16 protein-coding genes and 1 pseudogene are annotated in these 21770 nt (G+C 55.1%); 12 read left to right on the top strand and 5 right to left on the bottom strand.

The annotated features are described in order from the left end of the window. Positions 1–157: 157 nt before the first annotated feature. Positions 158–2407, top strand: coding sequence for an NADP-dependent malic enzyme (locus ACZ1HV_RS15855; protein WP_472718460.1), 2250 nt, complete (start codon positions 158–160; stop codon positions 2405–2407). On the opposite strand, the gene ACZ1HV_RS15850 is transcribed toward ACZ1HV_RS15855, so the two are convergent. Further along, positions 2400–3245 carry a beta-keto acid cleavage family enzyme gene (locus ACZ1HV_RS15850; RefSeq protein ID WP_472715707.1) on the bottom strand — a complete coding sequence of 282 codons (846 nt, stop codon included), beginning with the start codon at positions 3243–3245 and terminating at the stop codon, positions 2400–2402. The genes ACZ1HV_RS15855 and ACZ1HV_RS15850 overlap by 8 nt on opposite strands. 9 nt (positions 3246–3254) lie before the next feature. Beyond that, complete coding sequence (locus ACZ1HV_RS15845; RefSeq protein ID WP_472715706.1) at positions 3255–4571, bottom strand: aspartate aminotransferase family protein; 1317 nt, start codon at positions 4569–4571, stop codon at positions 3255–3257. 193 nt (positions 4572–4764) lie between these two features. Here ACZ1HV_RS15845 and ACZ1HV_RS15840 point away from each other — a divergent pair, with 193 nt between their 5' ends. Further along, positions 4765–5181, top strand: a complete 417-nt coding sequence (locus ACZ1HV_RS15840) for a YcbK family protein (RefSeq protein WP_472715705.1) — start codon at positions 4765–4767, stop codon at positions 5179–5181. A gap of 9 nt (positions 5182–5190) precedes the next feature. Here the strand turns inward: ACZ1HV_RS15840 and ACZ1HV_RS15835 are convergent, their stop codons facing one another. Beyond that, on the bottom strand, positions 5191–5550 hold the full coding sequence (locus ACZ1HV_RS15835) for an ArsC family reductase (RefSeq protein WP_298816560.1): 360 nt from the start codon (positions 5548–5550) through the stop codon (positions 5191–5193). 211 nt (positions 5551–5761) lie between these two features. On the opposite strand from ACZ1HV_RS15835, the gene ACZ1HV_RS15830 reads away from it, so the two are divergent. The 8 genes from ACZ1HV_RS15830 (at position 5762) to ACZ1HV_RS15795 (ending at position 18279) form a co-directional block, all read left to right on the top strand. After that, a complete protein-coding gene (locus ACZ1HV_RS15830) occupies positions 5762–7486 on the top strand; it encodes an adenylate/guanylate cyclase domain-containing protein (RefSeq protein ID WP_472715704.1) in 1725 nt (574 codons plus the stop codon). 18 nt (positions 7487–7504) lie between these two features. After that, a complete protein-coding gene (gene argE / locus ACZ1HV_RS15825) occupies positions 7505–8662 on the top strand; it encodes an acetylornithine deacetylase (protein WP_472715703.1) in 1158 nt (385 codons plus the stop codon). Positions 8663–8794: 132 nt separating this feature from the next. Beyond that, positions 8795–10378 (top strand): ABC transporter substrate-binding protein, encoded by a 1584-nt coding sequence (locus tag ACZ1HV_RS15820; RefSeq protein WP_472715702.1) that lies wholly within the window; start codon positions 8795–8797, stop codon positions 10376–10378. 71 nt (positions 10379–10449) lie between these two features. Further along, on the top strand, positions 10450–11424 hold the full coding sequence (locus tag ACZ1HV_RS15815) for an ABC transporter permease (protein ID WP_298816551.1): 975 nt from the start codon (positions 10450–10452) through the stop codon (positions 11422–11424). 15 nt (positions 11425–11439) lie between these two features. Next, entirely contained in the window at positions 11440–12417 is a 978-nt protein-coding gene (locus ACZ1HV_RS15810; RefSeq protein ID WP_298816550.1) for an ABC transporter permease, read from the top strand. Positions 12418–12424: 7 nt separating this feature from the next. Further along, positions 12425–14146 (top strand): ABC transporter ATP-binding protein, encoded by a 1722-nt coding sequence (locus ACZ1HV_RS15805; protein ID WP_298816548.1) that lies wholly within the window; start codon positions 12425–12427, stop codon positions 14144–14146. A gap of 661 nt (positions 14147–14807) precedes the next feature. Continuing rightward, positions 14808–16373 (top strand): HAD family hydrolase, encoded by a 1566-nt coding sequence (locus ACZ1HV_RS15800; RefSeq protein WP_472715701.1) that lies wholly within the window; start codon positions 14808–14810, stop codon positions 16371–16373. A gap of 109 nt (positions 16374–16482) precedes the next feature. After that, complete coding sequence (locus ACZ1HV_RS15795; RefSeq protein ID WP_298816545.1) at positions 16483–18279, top strand: IlvD/Edd family dehydratase; 1797 nt, start codon at positions 16483–16485, stop codon at positions 18277–18279. Between the two features lie 19 nt (positions 18280–18298). Here the strand turns inward: ACZ1HV_RS15795 and ACZ1HV_RS15790 are convergent. Then, positions 18299–19101: pseudogene (locus tag ACZ1HV_RS15790) on the bottom strand (HesA/MoeB/ThiF family protein). Positions 19102–19159: 58 nt separating this feature from the next. Next, positions 19160–20209, bottom strand: a complete 1050-nt coding sequence (gene hrcA / locus ACZ1HV_RS15785) for a heat-inducible transcriptional repressor HrcA (protein ID WP_298964341.1) — start codon at positions 20207–20209, stop codon at positions 19160–19162. 176 nt (positions 20210–20385) lie between these two features. On the opposite strand from hrcA, the gene rph reads away from it, so the two are divergent. Both rph and rdgB read left to right on the top strand, forming a co-directional pair. After that, positions 20386–21099 carry a ribonuclease PH gene (gene rph, locus ACZ1HV_RS15780; protein ID WP_298816539.1) on the top strand — a complete coding sequence of 238 codons (714 nt, stop codon included), beginning with the start codon at positions 20386–20388 and terminating at the stop codon, positions 21097–21099. A gap of 21 nt (positions 21100–21120) precedes the next feature. Beyond that, positions 21121–21759, top strand: coding sequence for an RdgB/HAM1 family non-canonical purine NTP pyrophosphatase (gene rdgB, locus ACZ1HV_RS15775; RefSeq protein ID WP_298816537.1), 639 nt, complete (start codon positions 21121–21123; stop codon positions 21757–21759). Positions 21760–21770 lie beyond the last annotated feature (11 nt).

Here is a 21770-nt window from a genome sequence, read left to right as displayed (position 1 = left end):
CAAGGGCGTAAGGCATCTTGGCTTGAGGCTTCATTTTCCAGGGGATAAGGTCCAAGACCCGCCCAAGGGTCAGTTTCGACCCGCAAACGCGTGCCCGCGCATCACGGAGAGGAACCGCCCGCGTCATGTCAGCTGAAAAAAGTCGCCCAAAACAAACATCAGCTTCACCGATCAGGAAGCGCTGCAATTCCATCAGGAAGGCCGGCCTGGAAAATTGGAAATCACGCCGACCAAGCCCATGGCAACCCAACGTGACCTTTCCCTAGCCTATTCCCCTGGCGTGGCCGTACCGGTGCTCGCTATCGCGGATGATCCGAGCCGGGCCTATGACTACACCACCAAGGGCAATCTGGTCGCAGTCATCTCAAATGGTTCAGCCATTCTGGGGCTTGGCAATTTGGGCGCGCTGGCCTCAAAGCCCGTGATGGAGGGCAAATCTGTGCTCTTCAAGCGCTTCGCTGATGTCGATTCCATCGATCTCGAAGTGGATACGGGTGAAGTCGAGGAGTTCATCAACTCAGTCCGCTATCTCGGTCCGTCTTTTGGCGGCATCAACCTTGAGGACATCAAAGCGCCGGACTGCTTCATCATCGAGCAGCGGCTGCGAGAATTGATGGACATCCCGGTATTCCATGATGACCAGCATGGAACGGCCATCATTGCCGCCGCGGGCCTCATCAATGCGCTGCATCTGACGGGCCGCGACATGAAGGACACCAAGGTGGTCTGTAATGGCGCCGGTGCCGCAGGCATCGCCTGCATAGAACTCGTCAAGGCCATGGGCATTCCGCATGAAAATGTAACCCTGTGCGACACGAAAGGTGTCATCTACAAGGGACGCCCTGAAGGCATGAACCAATGGAAATCGGCGCATGCCATCGAGACGGACGCACGCTCGCTCTACGATGCCCTGAAAGGTGCCGACGTGTTCTTCGGTGTTTCCGTCAAGGGCGCGCTGACCCCGGACATGCTCAGGGTCATGGCACCCAATCCGGTGATCTTCGCCATGGCCAACCCGGACCCGGAAATCACGCCTGAAGAAGCTGCTGCTGTCAGGGACGATGCCATCGTTGCGACCGGCCGCTCCGACTATCCGAACCAGGTCAACAATGTGCTCGGATTTCCTTACATCTTCAGGGGTGCGCTCGATGTTCACGCAACGACCATCAACGATCAGATGAAGGTAGCCTGCGCCAATGCGTTGGCGGATCTTGCCCGCGAGGAAGTGCCGGACGAGGTGGCAGCAGCCTACCGCGGCAACCGACCGAAATTCGGTCCCGAATACATCATTCCCGTCCCCTTCGATCCACGTCTCATTCATGCGATTCCGCCCGCTGTTGCGCAGGCAGCGATGGATTCGGGTGTCGCCAGACGCCCGATCGTCGACATGGAGGCCTATAAGCATCAGCTTTCCGCCCGTCGCGATCCGGTTGCCGGGACGTTGCAACGCATCTTTACGAAGGTTCGCCAGCAGCCCAAACGTGTTGTATTTGCGGAAGGCGAAGAGGAGCCGGTGATCCGTGCGGCCGCCAGTTTCGTGTCACAGGGCCTTGGAGAAGCGATCCTTATCGGCCGCGAAGATGAGATCAAAAGCGTCGCGGAACAAGCCGGAATTGACCTTAACAAGTCCGGCGTTTCGATCCAGAACGCCCGTCTTTCCGACCGGAATGCGGATTATGCCCAGTATCTTTACGGGCGCTTGCAGCGCAAAGGCTATTTGCTGCGCGACTGCCAACGCATGGTCAATAACGACCGCAACTACTGGGGAGCAATTATGGTGGCACGTGGCGACGCGGATGCCATGGTGACCGGCCTCACCCGGAATTACTCCGTTGCTCTCGATACGGTAAAGGCAACAATTGACCCGAAGCCGGGTCACCGGGTGATCGGTGTGTCGCTTGCGCTTGTCCGCGGCCGTACGGTTTTGATCGCCGATACGGCGGTGATCGACATGCCAAACTCCGAAGAACTGGCCGATATCGCTGAAGAAGCGGCACATGTCGCCCGCAAGCTCGGATATGAGCCAAAAGTGGCAATGCTCGCTTATTCGACTTTCGGTCACCCGCGGGGCGAACGCTCTGAAAAGGTGATCGAGGCTGTGAAGATCCTCGACCGCCGCCGTGTCGATTTTGAATATGACGGCGACATGGCAGCGGATGTCGCACTCAACATGGAACGCATGGCGGCCTATCCATTCTGCCGCTTGTCGGGTCCGGCCAATGTGCTGGTCATGCCGGCGTTCCACTCCGCTTCGATTTCAACAAAGATGCTTCAGGAGCTTGGCGGCGCCACGGTTATCGGTCCTCTTCTGGTTGGTTTCGACAAGCCAATCCAGATCTTGCCGATTGGCGCAAAAGACAGCGACATCGTCAACATGGCTGCGATCGCCGCGTTCAACGTCACCTGATAGCTTCAGGTCTCGTCAGTTCGGGCCGGAGTTTTTCCGGCTCGAACCAGCGCTCATTCTCAAGAGCGTTTAAGAGATCGCGAACCCGATCCGCATTGTCAGCTGCGAGACGGCCGTCGCGGTTCCAAAGTCCGTTCTCAAGTCCGATACGTGCCTTACCACCATTCCTGATTGCCGAGACCAGACAATCGGTTTCCTTATGGCCAAAGGCACATACGGCCCAATCGAGTTCCAGACCCTCCGGGTGCGTTTCAAACGTTTTCAGGTAAGGTTCCAAATCTGATGGGTCACTTTCCTGATTGCCGGCATATCGGCCAAGAACAAACAGCAACTGGTGCTGTTCACCCGGAATGACGCCGTCAGTTACGAGTTCGAAAAACCGCACCATGTCTTCGGTGCGGTAAAGGATGTGCTGGATGGTTATGCCGTTACCACGCGCTCGCTCATAGAAGGCACGCACCTCTGCATCGGCTTCTTGCGGGACCATTTCCGTCACTGCGATCGAAACCCAGTTTGGCCTGAGGTCATCAACAAGTTGGCGCTGGGCCTTGTTGTCATAGATCCCTGCCGCCTCTGTCGTGACTTGCACCTGCATCTTTGGGACAGCGAAGCGCATTTCAGCGAAGAGCTCGCGGTAGAGCCCGGCATCCAGAACATGGGTCCCGTCCGGTCCGCGGACATGGGCGTGAATTGCACCGGCACCTTCCTCAAAGCAGCTTTTGGCTGCTGCAACGGTTTCCGCAATTGTTACCGGCAAAGCCGGATGATCCCTTTTTGTACGGCGAGCACCATTTGGCGCCGCCATGATCATCGGCAGCGCAGTGTGAGAACCTTCCATGACCATTTTTCAGAAGACCGCTTTGAACGCCTGATTCAGTTTGCCGGTGACTTCGTCCACCTGAGCATCATCCATGATGAAAGGAGGCGCCAGAAGCACGTGATCGCCCTGAACCCCGTCAATGGTTCCACCCATTGGATAGCAAATGAGACCGGCTTCGAAAGCGGCCTTTTTCAGTGCCTTGTTAATGCCTCGCGCCGGTGCAAAGGGGGCCTTGGTGCCGCGATCCTCGACGATTTCCAATCCGCGGAAAAGACCTCGGCCGCGAATATCACCCACGTTGGGATGCTGGCCGAAGGCGTCTTTGAGCGCGGCATCCAGCTTCCTGCCCATTGGCATGACACGATCAGCGACACCTCCTTGCAGTTTCTTGAATACGGCTAGTGCCGCCGCGCAAGCTGTTGGATGACCGATATAGGTGTGTCCGTGCTGAAAGAACCCAGTGCCGTCCTGGATGGCTTCGTAGATTGCACGCGTGCAGAGCATGGCTCCAATTGGCTGGTAACCGGCTCCAAGGCCCTTGGCTATGCACAAAATGTCAGGGGCCACGTCATCTTGTTCGCAGGCGAAAAGCGTTCCGGTTCGGCCCATACCGCACATGACTTCGTCCAGGATCAGAAGAACGCCGTGTTGGTCACAGATCTCGCGGATGCGTTTGAAATATCCGTCGACGGGCGGCACGGCACCGGCAGTCGCTCCAACAACCGGTTCTGCAACGAATGCCATGACATTTTCTGGACCAAGGCGTTCGATCTCCGTTTCCAGCTCATTGGCAACGCGCTGTCCATAGTCAAATGCTGTCTCGTCGTCGCGGCGCCCCCGGTATTCGTAACAGGCCGAAATATGAGATGTTTCGATCATCAGCGGTGCAAACGGCTCTCTCCGCCACTGATTGCCTCCTGTTGCGAGCGCGCCCAGAGTGTTGCCGTGATAGCTTTGACGACGTGCGATGACGCGGTGCCTGGAGGTTTCGCCTTTTTCCAGAAAGTACTGCCGCGCTAACTTCAAGGCGGCTTCCATCGCTTCAGATCCGCCAGAGACGAAATATACCCGGTCGAGGCTTCCGGGAGCCGCGTCAATCAGGTGGTTTGCGAGATCCTCTGCAGGTTCGGATGTGAAGAAGCCTGTGTGAGCGAAGGCTATTTGATTGACCTGCGTTTTGATGGCCCGCGTCACGTCCGGATCGCTGTGACCAAGGCAGGAAACCGCCGCACCTCCGGATCCATCAAAGTAATTTTTCCCATTTTTATCAATGATGTAACACCCATCACCTCGAGTGGCGACTGGTGGCTCGGCTTTGGTATGGCGGGGAAAAACATGGGACATAATTCATATTCCGGAAGGTGGGTCAGAAAGCATGATAGGCGCATCTGTGACATTTGTATCAGAAAAGACCTAAAGCTGAAACATTTGTTTCTTGCCCGCGTTAACCACGTTTTTCATTCAAATTTTAATCAAATTCCGGGAACTTGGCGCGGGGGAGTGTATTACAACCGACAATCGACAGGGCCCGCCAGTTATGCGTCAGCGCCTCTTAGCCTGGACAGTTTTCCTCGGATTGATCACCGCTCTAGCAGGTTGCGGCACCGTCGCCGGTGTCTCCGGTATGGGCTGGATGACGGCCTCCCACAATTCGATCAACTATGTCGACACTGCGTGGTGCGTTCCGCGCAAGCTCAAAAAGGTGCTGAACCGCGTTGCCAAGCGGTATGGCAAGGTCACGGTACATTCCACCAAGCGGTGGTGGCTGGAAAACTGGTGGAAGGGCGGTGCGAAGGATTCCTATCACCTGAATTGTCAGGCCGTAGATTTTTCAGTGGCCGGAAGCCCGTCCTCGGTTATTGCATTCCTGAAATCGCAAAGGGAAGTTGGCGGCTACAAGCACTATTCTTCCGGTCACTATCACATCGACACCGGTCCACGCCGCACCTGGTAACCTTGGCAGCTATTTCAGTTCGCCGAGCTCAAGGGCCATTTCCCAGGCTACGGGGTCAAATCCGACAAAGTTCTTCGCCTCGCCTTCAACAATCGGGCGTTTGATGACCGACGGGTGCTCGATCATGACATCGAGCGCGCTTTTGGCGTCTGTCACGCCTTCCTGGGTTGCCTCATCGAGACGGCGCCAAGTGGTTCCACGCTTGTTCAAGATGGTGTCCCAGCCAAACTCACCGACGAATCTGGCAAGTTTGTCCGCATCCACACCGTCTTTCTTGTAGTCGTGGAAATCATAGGAAACTCCGGCTTCTTCCAGAAATTTCCGCGCTTTTTTGACCGTATCGCAGTTCTTGATTCCGTACAGCTTCATGAAAAGGTGTCCCTGTATATTCGCTATGCAGGACACTTGCCGGTAAAGAAGCACGTTTCAAGTGGGCAACGTTTGTTGCTGAAATCTTTCCACTATCCGGCTTGACCGAACCTGGCTCTCAGGTCACTGATCTTTAGACGCGAAGCATTCAGGCGCTTTGCCTGCGCCTTTTTGGATCAAGACTATCAAGCGGAGAGGACGTTACGGCACGATGACCGTTCCCGGAACAACATCTGTTTCCGAAAACTCGCAAACACCCAAAGATGCGGCAACCCCGGGATCGGGTACCTGGCCACAACGCTTGCAGCTGTGGAGCGGTTTGATCCTTTTCGCCTTTTGCTTGAGCCATTTCATCAATCATGCCCTCGGCATTATCTCATTTGATGTGATGAACAAGGCGTCTTTCTGGCACTATTGGGTCTGGCGCAGCGTGCTTGGCGAAAGTGTACTCAGCGTCGCCGCGCTTACCCATGTCGGTCTTGCCTTGTGGCGGACGAGCAAAAGGCGGACGTTGAAGATGTCGCGCTGGGAGTTCGTGCAGCTCACACTCGGTCTTTACATCCCCTGGCTGCTGATACCGCACATCACGACAACCATGGGCCTTGCGAACGCATTTGACTTTTCTCCGACCTATTCGCAAATGCTCACCTTGCTTTGGCCCAATCACGCTCTCGGGCAGTCAATCCTGTTGCTGATTGTCTGGATCCACTCAATGCTGGGATTGCATTTCTGGCTGAGGCTTTATCCGTTTTATTCTCGTGTGATGCCCGCATTTGCCGTTTTTGCAGTTGCTTTGCCGGTTGCCTCGATCTGGGGATGGATTGAAGCAGCGCGTCGGCTGGCCCTGACCCAGGACATCGCGGTCAAGATCACCGAAGAGCAGCAGCTCTGGGCCCGAGAGGCGATTGTGCAACTTCGCTCAATCGTCTTTGGACTGATTGCCGTCAGTCTGCTGGCGATCCTGATCCGCTATCTTCTCAGCTTGAGGGCGCGAAACCTCTCGATCGACTATCCCGGTGGACTCTCCATCAAGGCGCAGCCGGGTGCGACGCTCCTCGAAATCAGCCGCATGAATGATATTCCGATTGCCTCGGTCTGCGGAGGACGGGCGCGCTGTTCCACCTGCCGGGTCAAGGTGCTGGAGGGGGCATCAGCCCTTGGCCAGCCGAGCGATGCCGAGGCGTCCGTTCTGGCAAGGATTGGCGCAAACGAGGATGTAAGGCTGGCATGCCAGGTCCGGCCACAGAAAAATATTTCGGTGCAGCCCCTGGTTCCTGTCAAAGCCCAAGGCACAAGCGGCGAAAACCTTCAGGATGCTTACTACTGGGGCGTTGAACAGGAAGTCGCGGTCATGTTTGTGGACTTGCGCAACTTCACCGGCATTACCGAATCCCAATTGGCATATGATGTTGTGCATCTTCTGAACGAGTACCTCGATCAGGCGTCTGCAGCCATCCGTGCGGAAGGCGGTTATGTCGACAAGTTTATTGGCGATGGCATCATGGCGATTTTCGGAATGGACACCGGACCGCAAACGGGCGCCTGCCAGGCGCTGCGGGCAGCAAGGCGCATAGAAGCGGTGATGCAATCGCTGGACACCGAAAAGGGGCCGCAGTTTCATGACCCGATCAGACTTGGCATCGGACTTCATCTCGGACCGGCTATTTTGGGGCGCATCGGTTCGGCCGGTTCAGCCGGCGGCCTTACCGCGCTTGGTGACGTTGTGAACACAGCAAGCCGCCTGGAGACCGCAAACAAGGACCATGGCAGTTTTCTGGCTGTCTCGAAAGCCGTCGTCGACGCTGCGGAAGCTGGCATTACCGGTGCAGAAACAGCGGAAATCAAGCTCAGAGGCAAGGAAATTCCCTTGCAGATCTTTGCTATGAAAAGTTTAGATGGACTCAGATTGCCGGGGGATGCTCCCGCCGATGCCTGACGACAAACCGGAGGTTACGTGAGCCGTATCTATACGCCGCGGGAGATGCTGGAGAAGCTGATCTCCTTTAACACCGTATCCGATCAAAGCAATCTTGGTTTGATTGCCTTTGTCGAAGACTATCTGGCAAGCCATGGGGTTTCGTCGACACGGGTGCCGGATGACACCGGTCAAAAGGCAGCCCTCCATGCCACCATAGGTCCCGAGCGGGACGGCGGTGTCGTTCTGTCCGCCCATACGGATGTGGTGCCGGTGCAAGGTCAGACCTGGTCGCAGGATCCTTTTGCGGCCTGGGTGGATGGTGATCGGCTTTTTGGCCGGGGCTCAGCTGACATGAAGGGTTTTGCCGCGACTGTTCTTGCAAAGGTGCCGGACTTCCTGGCGTCGGATCTCAAAAGTCCTATACACATTGCGCTTTCGTATGATGAGGAAGTTGGTTGCCTCGGTGCACCGCCTCTTATTCAGGATATTATGTCCAGGGGACCGCGGCCCAATCTCGTTGTCGTTGGCGAGCCGACAAATATGAAAGTCGTCACAGGTCACAAGGGGATTGTGGTTTTTAAAACCAGTATTCAAGGGCATCCGGTTCATTCCAGCCAGCTTCATCGCGGCGTATCGGCAATTTCCGCGGCAGCTCGGCTGATCTCCTGGATGGATGCCAAGACGGCTGAAAACAAGGCTGCGGCCGATCCCGAATGTCCCTTTGAGCCTCCTTACACAACGCTGCACAGTGGACAGATTGCTGGCGGAGAAGCACACAATATTACCGCGGAACGCTGCGAGTTTGTGACCGACATCCGCCTGCTTCCAGGGGACCAAGCTGAAAACTGGTTGAATGCTTATCGCGGCTTTATCGAGACTGATGTCCTGCCGGGTATGCAGGCCGTTTCAGAAAATTGCCGGATCAATATCGAGCTGATCGCCAATGTTCCGGGGCTGACCGAGGAGGACGACGGTTTGGCGGAACGGACAGTGCGGCGGCTGACTGGCGACAACGCCCGGCATGTCGTGGTCTATGCCACGGAGGGTGGTATTTTTCAGGAACATGGACTGTCAACAGTAGTCTGTGGCCCGGGGTCGATCGACCAGGCGCATCAGGCCGACGAGTATATTGAGCTGGCCGAACTCGATCGATGTTCGGCCTTTCTGGACAGGCTGGTGGGAGAGTTGAACTAAATTCCTGCCCAAACGGGTTTGAACACAGACAGTTACAGTGTCATAGTTCGATCAATTCAGGCGTGCGGACAATACTGAAACCAGTAGCCGCGCATCTGTGAATTCCGGCTTTCGGAAGAAAAAGAGGGGAAAATGAAAACCAAATCAATCGTGGCCGCCGCAGCATTGCTGACGGCAGGAGCAGGTTCGGCCGTGCAGGCTGAAACACTCAAGTTTGCGTTTCAGGGCACTTTGAACAACCTGGATCCTTATACTTTGAACGAGACATTCACATTGTCGTCGCTTGGCAATGTGTATGAGGGTTTGACACGCAGAGGTTCAGATCTGGCTATCGAGCCAGCGTTGGCAGAACGATGGGAGATTGTGGAACCGAACCGTTGGCGTTTCTATTTGCGCAAAGACGTGAAGTTTCACAACGGCAACGACTTCACGGCAGAAGATGTGGCATTTTCGGTCGAGCGCGTTCAGTCCGAGGGGTCTGATCTGACGACCCGTGTACCTGCCGACGCAAAGGTCGAGATTGTCGACGACCACACCGTCGATTTTGTTCTCTCAGGTCCAAATCCCATCCTGCATTATGAGTGGGATACTTTCTACATCATGGACAAGGAGTGGACGGTCGAGAACGACGCGGTCAAGGTGACCTCCGCTTCCGATTCCACGGCAAACTTCGCGGCTCTCAATGCCAACGGCACCGGTCCGTTCAAAGTAGACAGCCATGAAGCCGGTGTGAAAACGGTCTATGCGAAAAACGACGGTTGGTGGGATACCCCAACGCATAATCTCGACACGGTTGAATTTACGCCGATCTCTTCTGATGCAACACGGGTTGCCGCCTTGTTGTCCGGTGAGTTGGACATGGTGTACCCGATCCCGGTTCAGGACATCAAACGGATCAACGACAACGCCGGGACCGTTGCACTGACCGGTCCCGAATTGCGCACGATCTTCCTCGGTATGGATCAGATGCGTGACGAGCTGCTTTATTCGGACGTAAAGGGCAAGAACCCGTTCAAAGATGCCAAGGTACGGAAGGCCTTCTATCAGGCGATCGATATTGAAGGCATCAAGAAGAAGGTCATGCGGGATCTGTCGACACCGTCGGCGATCATGATTTCGCCGTTCCTGTTCTCGAAGGCGGGCGCATTCGAGCGCTATCCTTATGATCCGGATGCTGCAAAGGCTCTTCTTGCAGAGGCAGGCTATGCGGACGGCTTTACAGTTGGCATGGATTGTCCGAATGATCGTTATGTCAACGATGAAGCAATTTGTCAGGCAGTGGCCGCCATGCTGGCGCGCATCGGCGTGAAAGTTGATCTGAACGCACAGCCGAAGGCAAAGTACTTTGCCAAGGTTCTTGCATCAGGCAATTTCGACACGTCGTTCTATCTGCTGGGCTGGACACCCGGCTCCCTGGACAGCTGGAACGTGCTGTCCAACCTGATGAACTGCCGCGACGAAGCCGGAACCGGTTCTCCTTTCAATCTCGGCGGTTTCTGCGACGAGAAAATCGACAGCCTGACCAAGGAAATCCTTGTTGAAGTCGATCCGGAAAAGCGAGATGGCCTGATCCAGAATGCCTATCAGATCAGCCACGACAATGCGTACTACGTTCCGCTTCACCAGCAGGGCCTTGCCTGGGGTGTCGCTGATAATGTCGAGCTGGTTCAGCGGGCCGACAACCAGTTCAAGTTCCGCTTTGTGACCAAGAACTGATCGGCCATTGCCAACGCGCGCTCCCGGCATTGCCGGGGGCGTTTTTTCCTTTCTGAACCCAAAGAGCCGTAATGATTGGTTTTGCAACACGCCGTTTGCTTCAGGCGGTGATTGTCATGCTGGTGGTCGCACTGCTTGCGTTCACCATGTTCCGTTTCGTCGGAGACCCCATCAATCAGATGGTCGGGATCGAAACGTCAATCGAGGAACGGGAAGCCTTGAGGGAAAGGCTCGGTCTGAACGATCCGATTGCGGTTCAGTTCTATCGCTTCATCTCCAAGGCGGCCCGGTTTGATTTCGGAACCTCCTACCAGTTCCGGCAGCCGGTATCCGAGCTCTTCGCCAAACGCATTCCGGCGACGCTTGAGCTCAGTTTGACCTCCGCCCTATTTGCACTGATTGTCGGCATTCCAATGGGCATTTATGCCGGTCTTAACCGAGAGTCGCCCATTTCGAAATTGTTCCTGTCCGTGTCCTTGGTCGGGATATCGTTGCCGACCTTCTTTATCGGTATATTGTTGATCTTCCTGTTTTCAGTAACGCTTCAGTGGCTACCAAGTTTCGGGCGCGGCGAGACCGTCCAGATAGGTTCCTGGTGGACAACCGGGTTTTTGACCGTTTCCGGCCTCAAAGCGCTAATTTTGCCATCCATCACCTTGGGCCTCTATCAGATGACGCTTATCATGCGTCTTATCCGGGCAGAAATGCTGGAAGTTATCCGCACCGACTACATCAAGTTTGCCCGAGCGCGCGGCCTGCCGGACAGGCTGGTCCATTTCCGGCACGCGCTGAAGAACACATTGGTTCCCGTGATTACTATCACCGGACTGCAGCTTGGTGCGATCATCGCCTTTGCGACCATCACCGAGACGGTGTTCCAGTGGCCCGGCATGGGTCTGATGTTCCTGCAGGCGGTGCAAAACGTCGATATCCCGATCATGTCGGCCTACCTGCTTTTGACGGCATTTCTCTTTGTCGCAATCAACTACATTGTCGACATGCTCTATTTCTTCATCGACCCGCGTCTGCGGGTTGGCCGGCCATAAGGGGACTGACCGACCATGCCTTATGTCTCCAACGAAGAAGCAAAAGCGGCGGTTGCCGATCGGTCCGGTTCCCAAGAGGCTCCCGGACGGCTATCAAAGATTGTCGACAGTGATCTGTTCCACTCCTTTTTAAGGTCCAAGGTAACGGTCGTCGCGGCCTGCGGGACATTTATCCTGTTCCTGCTGGCTATCCTTGCGCCCTGGGTCGCACCTCACAACCCGTTCGATCTTGCCTCCATCTCCATCATGGATGCCCGCGTTCCACCGGTCTGGATGGAATACTCCGATCCGCGCTTTCTGCTTGGCACTGACGATCAGGGACGGGATCTGCTGTCCGGTATTTTTTACGGTATGCGGATCTCGCTTATCGTCGGATTTTGCTCGGTAATTGCTGCAGCGGTCCTTGGGATCACACTCGGCCTTGTCGCCGGTTACATGGGCGGACGCACGGATGCCGTCATCATGCGTATCGCCGACGTCCAGCTCACTTTTCCGGCCATTTTGATCGCACTGCTGATTGACGGTGTCGCAAACGGCATCTTCGGCTCGCTCGATCGGGAAGTCTTCGCGTTTTACATTCTGATCGTCTCGCTCGCATTGTCGTTCTGGGTGCAATATGCCCGTACCGTGCGCGGCTCCACGATGGTTGAAAAGAACAAGGAATATGTTCAGGCCGCGCGCGTTATCGGTATCCCATCTGTCATCATCATGGCGCGCCATATCCTGCCCAATGTCATGGGACCGGTGATGGTTATCGCGACGATCAACCTTGCGCTCGCCATTGTGACCGAAGCGACCCTCTCCTTCCTTGGTGTCGGTATGCCGCCCACCCAACCTTCGCTCGGCACTCTTATCGCCGTCGGCAATGATTTTCTCTATTCGGGTGAATGGTGGATTGCCATTTTCCCTGGTCTGGCCTTGGCGCTTCTGGTTTTGAACGTCAACCTTCTGGGCGATTGGCTGCGCGACGCGCTCAATCCGAAATTGCGGTGAGGGCGGTATGAGTGTTCTTGATGTCAAAGACCTGACGGTGGAATTTCCAGGTCGCAATTCTGTCTTCGTGGCGGTTGACGATGTTAATCTCAGCGTGGAAGCGGGCAAGATCCTCGGTGTGGTCGGTGAATCGGGTGCCGGCAAGTCGACCGTCGGCAATGCCGTAATCGGACTGCTGCAGGAACCCGGTCGTATCGCTGAAGGTGAGATCTATCTGCATGGCAAGAGGATCGACCAACTGCCATACAAGGAAAAGCGCCGCCTGAGGGGACGCAAGATCGGTATGATCTTTCAGGACCCGCTCACGTCGCTCGATCCATTGCAGACGGTAGAATCCCAATTGGTTGAAACGATCAAGACTCATTTGCCGTTGTCGAATTCCGATGCGCAAAAGCGGGCTGTTGAATTGATCGATGCGGTTGGGATTCCCGACGCTGGCGAAAGGATCAAGCAGTATCCTCACCAGTTCTCTGGTGGTATGCGGCAGCGTGTTGTTATTGCGCTCGCGCTTTGTGCCGAACCGGAACTCGTGATTGCCGATGAGCCGACGACAGCTCTTGATGTGTCAATTCAGGCGCAAATCCTTGAATTGATGAAATCATTGTGCGCCGAACGCAACGTCGCAATGATGGTCATCACACATGACATGGGGGTCATTGCAGACATAACCGACCATGTCGCGGTGATGTATCGTGGCGAGCTTGTGGAATATGGCGAAACCAGCCAAGTGCTCGGAGCGCCCAATCATCCATACACGCAAAGCCTGATATCCGCGGTTCCAAGGCCGGACATAAAGGTCGAGCGCTTCCCGGTTGTGAACTACATTGAAGAAGCAGGAACGCCTCAAAAGCAGATCGACATTTCGACCCACTGGCTTGGCAAAGCACGAGACTACGACAAGGTTACGGGACCGCTGGTGCAAATCCGTGATCTTGATATGCGCTTTGAAACAAGAGGTTCGGTGTTTCCATCAAGGCGGAAATATTTTCAGGCGGTCAAAAAGGTCAGTTTCGACATCCAGGAAGGCGAAACTTTCGGTCTGGTCGGTGAAAGCGGGTCCGGCAAGTCGACCATTGCCCGTTTGGTCACCGGTCTCTATCACCCGACGGGCGGGTCCATCCTTTTCGGCAAAACGGAACTGACATCACTTAAAAACCGGAAAGACGTCCTGGCAATGCGTCGCCAGATGCAGATGATTTTCCAGGACCCTTACTCCTCCTTGAATGCGCGCATGCGCGTGAGGGATATCATCGCGGAACCAATCAAGTTTCACCGGCTGGCTTCCGGCAATTCAGAGGTTCGCCAGATTGTCGACGATCTGCTCGACCATGTGGGTTTGGGTGTTGCTGCTGGTCAGAAATATCCGCACGAGTTCTCCGGCGGGCAGCGCCAACGTATTTCCATCGCAAGGGCACTCGCCACGCGTCCGCGGTTTTTGATCTGCGATGAACCCACATCGGCTCTCGACGTTTCGATCCAGGCCCAGATTCTCAACCTTTTGAAAGACCTGCAGGAGGAGTTGAGTTTGACCATGCTGTTTATCAGTCATGATCTCGCTGTAATCCGGCAGATGTGCAACCGCATCGGCGTCATGCGAAATGGCGAATTGTGTGAGGTTTCAGACTGCGATCAGCTCTTTGAAGCACCGCAACACGCTTATACGCGGGAGTTGCTGGACCTTATGCCATCTATGGAACTTCTTTCCCGCGCCAATCTCGAAAGCGCCTAGATCCTGAAAGTGCTGCGGCAATCCTTGGCGATCGCAACACTTTGCGAATCTGTCAGGCGATTAAATGGGGGTCTTTTTTCTGGGTCACTGCGAGCCAGCGCTTGACTCGTAGACACCCCCTGATTCCCGACCTTGCCGCTTTTGGATAACCACAAGGGAGTGTCTGCCCGGCAGTTTCTGCCGTCTGAATCCGACAAGGTGGCAAAGCAAGTTTTTTGCTTGAAAAAAACCAAGTTGAAAACGTGTCATTGGAAATAGAATTGTGTGGATGCCCTGGCCTTTTGTCGCAAGTTGGAACATTCACAAAAAAGGAGGGCAATTGTGCCCTCCACTTAAAGTATATGCCCCGAAGTATTTGAAAAGAACCCTAGTCAATATTGGGTGAGGCTCTCAAAATCGGCGAGCCAGTATTAAAAGATGCGAGCGAACACTATCATGATGTTTGATCGCTTCAACTGGCCGGCCGCCCAAAACATGGGCAAGATTGCTTAAGAACTGCCGTTGGGCCGGGCATTCCACCTGTTCAAGTGGTTTCAAGCCATTGCGGTCTTGAAAGCTGTCCAGCACTTTTGAAGGTGTTCAGAGGCAGACTCAAGTGTGCCATCCCGGCAAGTGGCTTCTCCGAACATTCGAGGAACCCTGCGCACGAAAGCCTCCGGCCATGCCGAAAACCCCTTTGATATCTGTCTTCTGGCTCACCTTTATGAGCCTGTCACTTTGCATGCTCGTGGCGGCTTTGCAGGCAGCGCCCCCTGATTTGATCAGCCCGACGTCATCGGTTCTTGTATTCGGTAAGTACAGTGCACTGATTTTCAGCAGTTTCTCGGTGATTTTTTCGTTTCTTGCGCTGTCATACTCGATAAATCGCGTCGTGGGCCGTCCATTGACGCTGACAACGTTGTTCGTGAGCACAATTTTGTTGACGGTTACAACGCTGCTTGTCCTGGCCGGTGCTGAACCGGTATCGGCGAACTGGCCAGCGCTGGCTGCGGCTTTTCTCATGTTGCTGCGTTCTCTCGGAGTGGCCGTGCTGCCGCCTCGTGGGGATATTAGCGGCCTCAAAGAGGCCGCTGGCTCGATCGGGCTGTCCGTTGCAACAGCTCTCGGTTGGTGGGCCATTGATCCTGCGTCGGCTCCCATGGCAGCGTCGGTTACGCTTCTGATGTCCTGGCCAAACTTGATCGACGGTATCAATGCATTTGCGGACAAGGTCTTTCAAAAGGCTGCACTTGCGTCGGGCGCTCGTGAACTGGCACCAGATGCATTCAGCAGGATCGCCAATGCCAAGGAAATTGTTATCGACAAGGCGGCTGTGATGTCTGGACCGGACCTTGTGGTGACGAATGTGATGGCGTTCAACAATGAACCCAAGACACTTCTTGCCGTGGCGGCTTCGGCCGAAGCCCGGTCCGATCATCCCGTCGCACATGCGCTTCGGCAACTGGCCGCTCAATGGCATGTAGCTGTGAAAGATCCGGATCGCTTCAAACCCGCTGCGGGTCTGGGTGTCGTTGCACTGTTGGGCGGTCAGACCGTTGTGATCGGGACCACGGATCTTCTGAAAGAGCTGAAAATCGATAGTTTCACAGCTGATGCAATTGCGCGGTCACTGGAAGCGGATGGGAAGACGGTTCTAAGAGTAGCCGTAGGGGGCCGTGTCGTGGGTGTTCTCGGGCTGGAAGGCACACTGCGTCAGGATGCGGGGGTTGCTGGCAGAATGCTTCGTGCGGAAGGTCTTGTACCAAGACTGTTCAGCGGCGATAGCCACAAGACCCGGGAAGCGCTTGCCGGAATGCTGGGCCTGGAGCTGATGGATGACCCTCTGGCTGGCGAAAAGGTACAAGAAGCCGCTGCCAGATCAGCGACCGACACGCATCCGCTTGTTTTGAGCTTGTCGCAGGATAGGTCTGCACTGGAGTTGAGTGTGTGCGCCACCGGCACTGCGCAGGGAAATGGAGTTTCGATTGAACCAATCGCCGTCAGTGACACCAATGATATCGGTGCTTTTCCGGCATTGAAGGCGCTGGCAACCCGGCGAAAGACGCTGGCGGTTCAGGCAAAAAGGCTGTTGACCGCACTTTGGGCGCTTGCAGGTTTGAGCGGTGTTTTTCTTCTTGCTCCATTGGGAGCAGCGCCAATGCTTCTCGGAGTATGTCTTGCAATCCTTTGGGTCTTCGCGCGATTTTCGGTCGCAGATACTTTGAAGAAATCTTCGGCACTCGCCTGATTTCCCGTTGTTGGAGTGTCAATTGGAGCTGTCCTTGCCTTTACAGCAACCGTGAGCTGGTGTTTATCGGTCGCAACGCTTGAAGCGAATTAATGAGGGACGAGGCGCCATGAGCGACACAAAAAAAGCAGGTCTGCGATCCGCCGCCTGGTTCGACAATCCGGACAATCCAAGCATGACTGCGCTTTATATCGAGCGCTATCTCAATTTTGGAATCACACGGGAAGAATTGCAGTCTGGAAAGCCGATTATAGGTATTGCACAGACGGGATCTGATCTTTCTCCGTGCAACAGACACCACCTGGAACTCGCTAATCGCATTCGCGAAGGAATTCGCGAAGCAGGCGGAATTGCGTTTGAATTCCCAGTTCATCCAATCCAGGAAACCGGGAAACGTCCAACAGCGACGCTGGACCGCAATCTCGCTTATCTGGGCCTTGTTGAACTCCTTTATGGCTATCCGATCGACGGCGTCGTTTTGACCATCGGTTGCGACAAGACGACACCGGCATGTCTCATGGCTGCGGCAACCGTAAATATCCCGGCAATTGCACTCTCGGTCGGGCCTATGCTGAATGGCTGGCACAAAGGTGAAAGGACCGGCTCAGGCACCATTGTCTGGAAAGCACGCCAGATGCTGGCTGCAGGCGAGATCGATTACAATGGCTTTATGGACCTCGTTTCTTCTTCGGCGCCGTCAGTTGGTTACTGCAACACCATGGGCACGGCGACGACCATGAATTCGCTGGCTGAAGCGCTGGGCATGCAACTGCCTGGCTCTGCTGCGATACCGGCCCCATATCGTGAGCGCGGTGCGATTTCCTATGAAACGGGCAAGCGGATTGTCGAGATGGTGCGGGCCGATCAGAAGCCTTCGGATATCATGACCCGCGAAGCGTTCGAAAACGCGATTGTCGTCAACTCGGCGATTGGCGGGTCGACCAACGCGCCGATCCATCTGAACGGAATTGCCAGGCATCTCGGTGTCGAACTGGACAATGATGACTGGCAGGCGATTGGTCAGGACATCCCTCTCTTGGTGAACCTGCAACCGGCCGGTGAATATCTTGGTGAAGACTATTTTCACGCGGGCGGCGTTCCGGCCGTCATTGCCGAGTTGATCCGAAACGGCAAGCTGCCGCATCCTGGTGCAATCACTGCCAATGGCAAAACAATTTCAGAAAACTGTGAAGGCATCACCACGGATCTGCCGGATGTAATCAAGGCTTATGACGCGCCACTGAAAGAAAAAGCCGGTTTCCTAAATCTCAAAGGCAACCTGTTCGACAGCGCGATCATGAAGACAAGCGTCATTTCGGAAGAGTTCCGGAACAGGTATCTGTCCAATCCAGATGATCCTGAAGCTTTTGAAGGCCGGGCCATCGTTTTCGAAGGGCCGGAAGATTACCATCACAACATCGACAATCCCGATCTTGAGATTGACGAGCATTGCATGCTCTTCATTCGCGGTACCGGTCCGATCGGCTATCCGGGCGGTGCTGAAGTTGTCAATATGCAGCCGCCTGCAGCGCTGATCAAACGCGGCATCACCTCGCTGCCCTGCATTGGTGACGGCCGCCAATCCGGCACTTCGGGATCACCATCGATCCTGAATGCATCTCCAGAAGCTGCTGCCATGGGTGGGCTGGCCTTGCTCAAGACCGGCGATCCGGTCCGGATCGACCTCAGAAAAGGCGCCGCAAATATTCTGATTTCGGAGGAGGAACTGGCCAAACGCCGCGCAGATCTGGAAGCTGCGGGTGGGTTCAAGGTTGCTGAAAGTCAGACGCCCTGGCAAGAGATCCAGCGGTCCATGATTGGACAATTCGACAAGGGCATGGTCCTTGAGCCCGCGGTGAAATATCAGGACGTTGCGCACAAAGGTCTGCCGCGGGACAATCACTGATATCATCCCCGGCAGTTGATCAGGTGTCTTCCAGCATCTCTGACCAGCTCTTGCGTGAGATACCGTTGAGCGGATTTTTGGAGACCATTTGTAGCGAATGGTCTCCATTCGAAACGCTCTGGCGTCGAACATCATCATACGGCCGACCAGGCTATCCCCAGTTCCTGTAACTTCCTTGATCACTTCCATGGCCTGCATCGCCCCGACAATACCTGTGAGCGCACCAAGAACTCCGGCTTCGGCACAAGTGGGCAGCAGTCCATCACGTGGTTTCTGAGGAAAGAGACAGCGATAGGTCGGATTTGCCTCGCCGTCCTTATTGTCCTCAAATGGACGCAAGGTCGTGATGGATCCGTCAAATTGCCCGACTGCGGCTGTTATCAGTGGTTTTTCTGCAAAAAAGCACGCATCTGAAACAAGGTAGCGTGTATCGAAGTTATCCGAACCATCGACAACAAAGTCATATCCGCTGATCAGAGAAATGGCATTGTGGCCGGCAATTCTGGTCGGATGCGGTTCCACTTTTACATTCGGGTTTAACCTGGCAATGGCTTCGGCCGCGCTCGCGACCTTCGGTTCACCCAGTTGGTCGGTATCGTGAATAACCTGTCGCTGGAGGTTGGACAAAGATACCGTGTCATCATCGACAATTCCAAGTGTACCAATCCCTGCTGCGGCAAGGTACTGAAGAACCGGTGCTCCAAGGCCGCCGGCCCCAATCACCAGAACGCGCGCATTTTTGAGCTTCTGCTGTCCTGCGCCTCCGATTTCGCGCATGACAATATGGCGGGCGTAGCGCTCAAGTTCTGCAGGTGAAAGCATGTCTAGTCCTGTTTGGGGTGCAAAACGTCATATCAACGAGGGTGCATCTTACAAGTGTCTAGCCCAGGAGCCTGCTCACTAGCCGCGCTGTATAGTCCACCATAGGGATGACGCGAGCATAATTCAGCCGGGTCGGACCGATAACACCAAGAACGCCGACAATGCGCTGGCTGCTGTCCCGATAGGGAGAAACGACAAGCGAAGATCCTGACAGGGAAAAGAGATTGTTTTCCGATCCGATGAAAATACGGACACCATCGCCTTTCTCGGCAAGACCAAGCAGTTGAATGAGGTCTTTCTTGTTCTCCAGGTCGTCGAAGAGCAAACGGATGCGTTCCAGATCTTCCACGGCGTCGAGATCGGTAAGGAGATTTGAGCGGCCCCGGACAATTAATGTTCCCGGATCGTTGACGCCATCGCCGCTCCAGACAGCCAAACCCGTATCAATCACCTTCTGACTAAGCAGGTCGAGCTCCGCCTGATCTGCGTCTCTGACTTTTTCAAGTTTGGTTCGGATCTGGGAAAGAGTGCGGCCCTGGATCTGCGCGTTAAGATAGTTTGTCGCTTCGACCAGCGCCGAAGAGGGCAGACCCGCCGGCAAATCGATGACCCTGTTTTCTACCGACCCGTCTTCACTGACCATAATGACAAGCGCTTTTTGAGGTTCGATGCGCACGAATTCGATGTGTTTCAGACGCATATCTGACTTGTGAGTCAGCACCACTCCCGCTCCATGCGAAAGACCCGACAGCATCTGACTGGCCTCGGTCAGGACCTGCTCGGCTGAATTTGTCTGTTGCGAGGCCCTCACCTGCACATCGATCTGTTGGCGTTCATCCTGGGTCAGGTCGCCGACTTCCAGAAGCGCATCCACGAAAAACCTCAAACCGATTTCGGTTGGCAGTCGTCCGGCGCTTGTGTGAGGTGAATGCAACAGGCCCAGGTGTTCAAGGTCTGACATGACATTTCTTACCGAAGCGGGCGAAAGTGACATGGCAAGACTGCGAGAAACATTTCGCGAACCTACCGGTTCTCCGGTCTCAAGGTAGGTTTCAACGATCGAGCGGAAGATTTCGCGTGATCTCTTGTCGAGGTCGCTCAAGCTCAAGGTTTGTTCTCCGTAGGTCAGACAGCTGACGTCTTTGTTTGACGCCTGCCTTTGACCCATAGATATAGGCGCAAAATGCTCCAAGCGTAAAACAAGATCTGACCGAGGCCTTTACGCCGAACAAAGTTGAGGTCTACAAGGCGCAGAACGAATGCGCCAAGCTTGAAAGGAAATCCATGCGTCCGTCAAAACGTGCAGCCGACGAACTGCGGGCAGTCACCCTGGAACGGGGCGTCTCCAAACATGCCGAAGGGTCTTGCCTGGTGAAATTCGGTGACACGCACGTTCTGTGCACCGCCAGCTTGGAAGAGCGTGTACCGCCCTGGTTGCGCGGTCAGAATCGCGGTTGGGTAACCGCTGAGTACGGAATGTTGCCGCGTGCCACCGGTGACCGTATGCGCAGAGAAGCGGCCGCCGGAAAACAGTCTGGCCGCACCCAGGAAATCCAACGTCTGATTGGAAGATCGCTGCGCGCAGTCGTTGATCTGCAAGCACTTGGCGAAGCTCAGATCAGTGTCGACTGCGATGTTATTCAGGCGGACGGCGGCACACGGACGGCTTCCATCACAGGTGCCTGGGTAGCATTGCGGGATTGTGTTGAGTGGATGAAGGCACGGGATATGGTCTCAGGTGAGGTTCTGAAAGACCACATCGCCGCGATTTCCTGCGGAATTTATGAAGGCGCAACAGTGCTTGATCTGGATTACGCGGAAGACAGCACAGCGGAAACCGACGCCAATTTTGTTATGACCGGCTCCGGTGGGATTGTTGAAATCCAAGGGACTGCAGAAGGTGCACCATTTTCGGAAGAAGAATTTGGTCAACTGCTCGGCCTCGCAAAGTCGGGAATTGGACGGTTGGTCGATCTCCAGAAGATGGCCATTCTCTAGGAGCCTTGAAGGGTATTGAACATGGGTCACCGGAAACTGGATCCAGGCAGACTTGTCGTGGCGAGCCACAACAAGGGAAAGATCCGGGAAATTAACGAGTTGCTTCAGCCCTACGGGTTTGATGTGGTTTCAGCCTCCGATCTTGATCTGCCGGAGCCGGAAGAGACCGGTGTCACCTTTGAGGAAAATGCTGCATTGAAGGCGCATGCAGCTGCAAAGGCCTCTCAGCTGCCGGCGCTTGCAGATGACAGCGGCTTCTGCGTCGAGGCACTGGGTGGTGATCCAGGTATTTATTCAGCGCGATGGGCAGGCCCGGACAAAGATTTTGCCATGGCGATGCGCACCATTGAGGAAAAACTTCAGTCCGCAGGAGGGGGATCGGCGGCTCAAAGGCGCAGCTCCTTTGTTGCGGTCCTGTGTTTGGCGTGGCCTGATGGGCACGAAGAGTCGTTCAGGGGTGAAGTCGAAGGCGAAATCGTCTGGCCGCCGCGCGGTACTCAGGGCTTCGGATATGACCCGGTGTTCCAGCCGGACGGTCACACCAGAACCTTTGGTGAAATGTCATCTGAGGAAAAGCACGGCTGGTCAAAAGACAAACCAGCTTTGTCCCACAGAGCGCGTGCTTTTCAGACATTCGCGGCAAACTGCCTGGAGGGCTAGACCAAAGTGAG

The sequence above is a fragment of the Roseibium sp. JB4-4 genome (assembly GCF_055693425.1).
Note: the sequence above shows the minus strand (reverse complement) of the source record. Positions and strands in the feature narration are given on the sequence as shown.

What these genes read in the sequence shown, in the direction of transcription:
- ACZ1HV_RS15850 (WP_472715707.1), bottom strand. Translation starts at nt 3,245, where the DNA reads ATGGAAGGTTCTCACACTGCGCTGCCGATGATCATGGCGGCGCCAAAT.
- ACZ1HV_RS15845 (WP_472715706.1), bottom strand. Translation starts at nt 4,571, where the DNA reads ATGTCCCATGTTTTTCCCCGCCATACCAAAGCCGAGCCACCAGTCGCC.
- ACZ1HV_RS15840 (WP_472715705.1), top strand. Translation starts at nt 4,765, where the DNA reads ATGCGTCAGCGCCTCTTAGCCTGGACAGTTTTCCTCGGATTGATCACC.
- ACZ1HV_RS15835 (WP_298816560.1), bottom strand. Translation starts at nt 5,550, where the DNA reads ATGAAGCTGTACGGAATCAAGAACTGCGATACGGTCAAAAAAGCGCGG.
- ACZ1HV_RS15830 (WP_472715704.1), top strand. Translation starts at nt 5,762, where the DNA reads ATGACCGTTCCCGGAACAACATCTGTTTCCGAAAACTCGCAAACACCC.
- ACZ1HV_RS15820 (WP_472715702.1), top strand. Translation starts at nt 8,795, where the DNA reads ATGAAAACCAAATCAATCGTGGCCGCCGCAGCATTGCTGACGGCAGGA.
- ACZ1HV_RS15815 (WP_298816551.1), top strand. Translation starts at nt 10,450, where the DNA reads ATGATTGGTTTTGCAACACGCCGTTTGCTTCAGGCGGTGATTGTCATG.
- ACZ1HV_RS15810 (WP_298816550.1), top strand. Translation starts at nt 11,440, where the DNA reads ATGCCTTATGTCTCCAACGAAGAAGCAAAAGCGGCGGTTGCCGATCGG.
- ACZ1HV_RS15805 (WP_298816548.1), top strand. Translation starts at nt 12,425, where the DNA reads ATGAGTGTTCTTGATGTCAAAGACCTGACGGTGGAATTTCCAGGTCGC.
- ACZ1HV_RS15800 (WP_472715701.1), top strand. Translation starts at nt 14,808, where the DNA reads ATGCCGAAAACCCCTTTGATATCTGTCTTCTGGCTCACCTTTATGAGC.
- ACZ1HV_RS15795 (WP_298816545.1), top strand. Translation starts at nt 16,483, where the DNA reads ATGAGCGACACAAAAAAAGCAGGTCTGCGATCCGCCGCCTGGTTCGAC.
- rph (WP_298816539.1), top strand. Translation starts at nt 20,386, where the DNA reads ATGCGTCCGTCAAAACGTGCAGCCGACGAACTGCGGGCAGTCACCCTG.
- rdgB (WP_298816537.1), top strand. Translation starts at nt 21,121, where the DNA reads ATGGGTCACCGGAAACTGGATCCAGGCAGACTTGTCGTGGCGAGCCAC.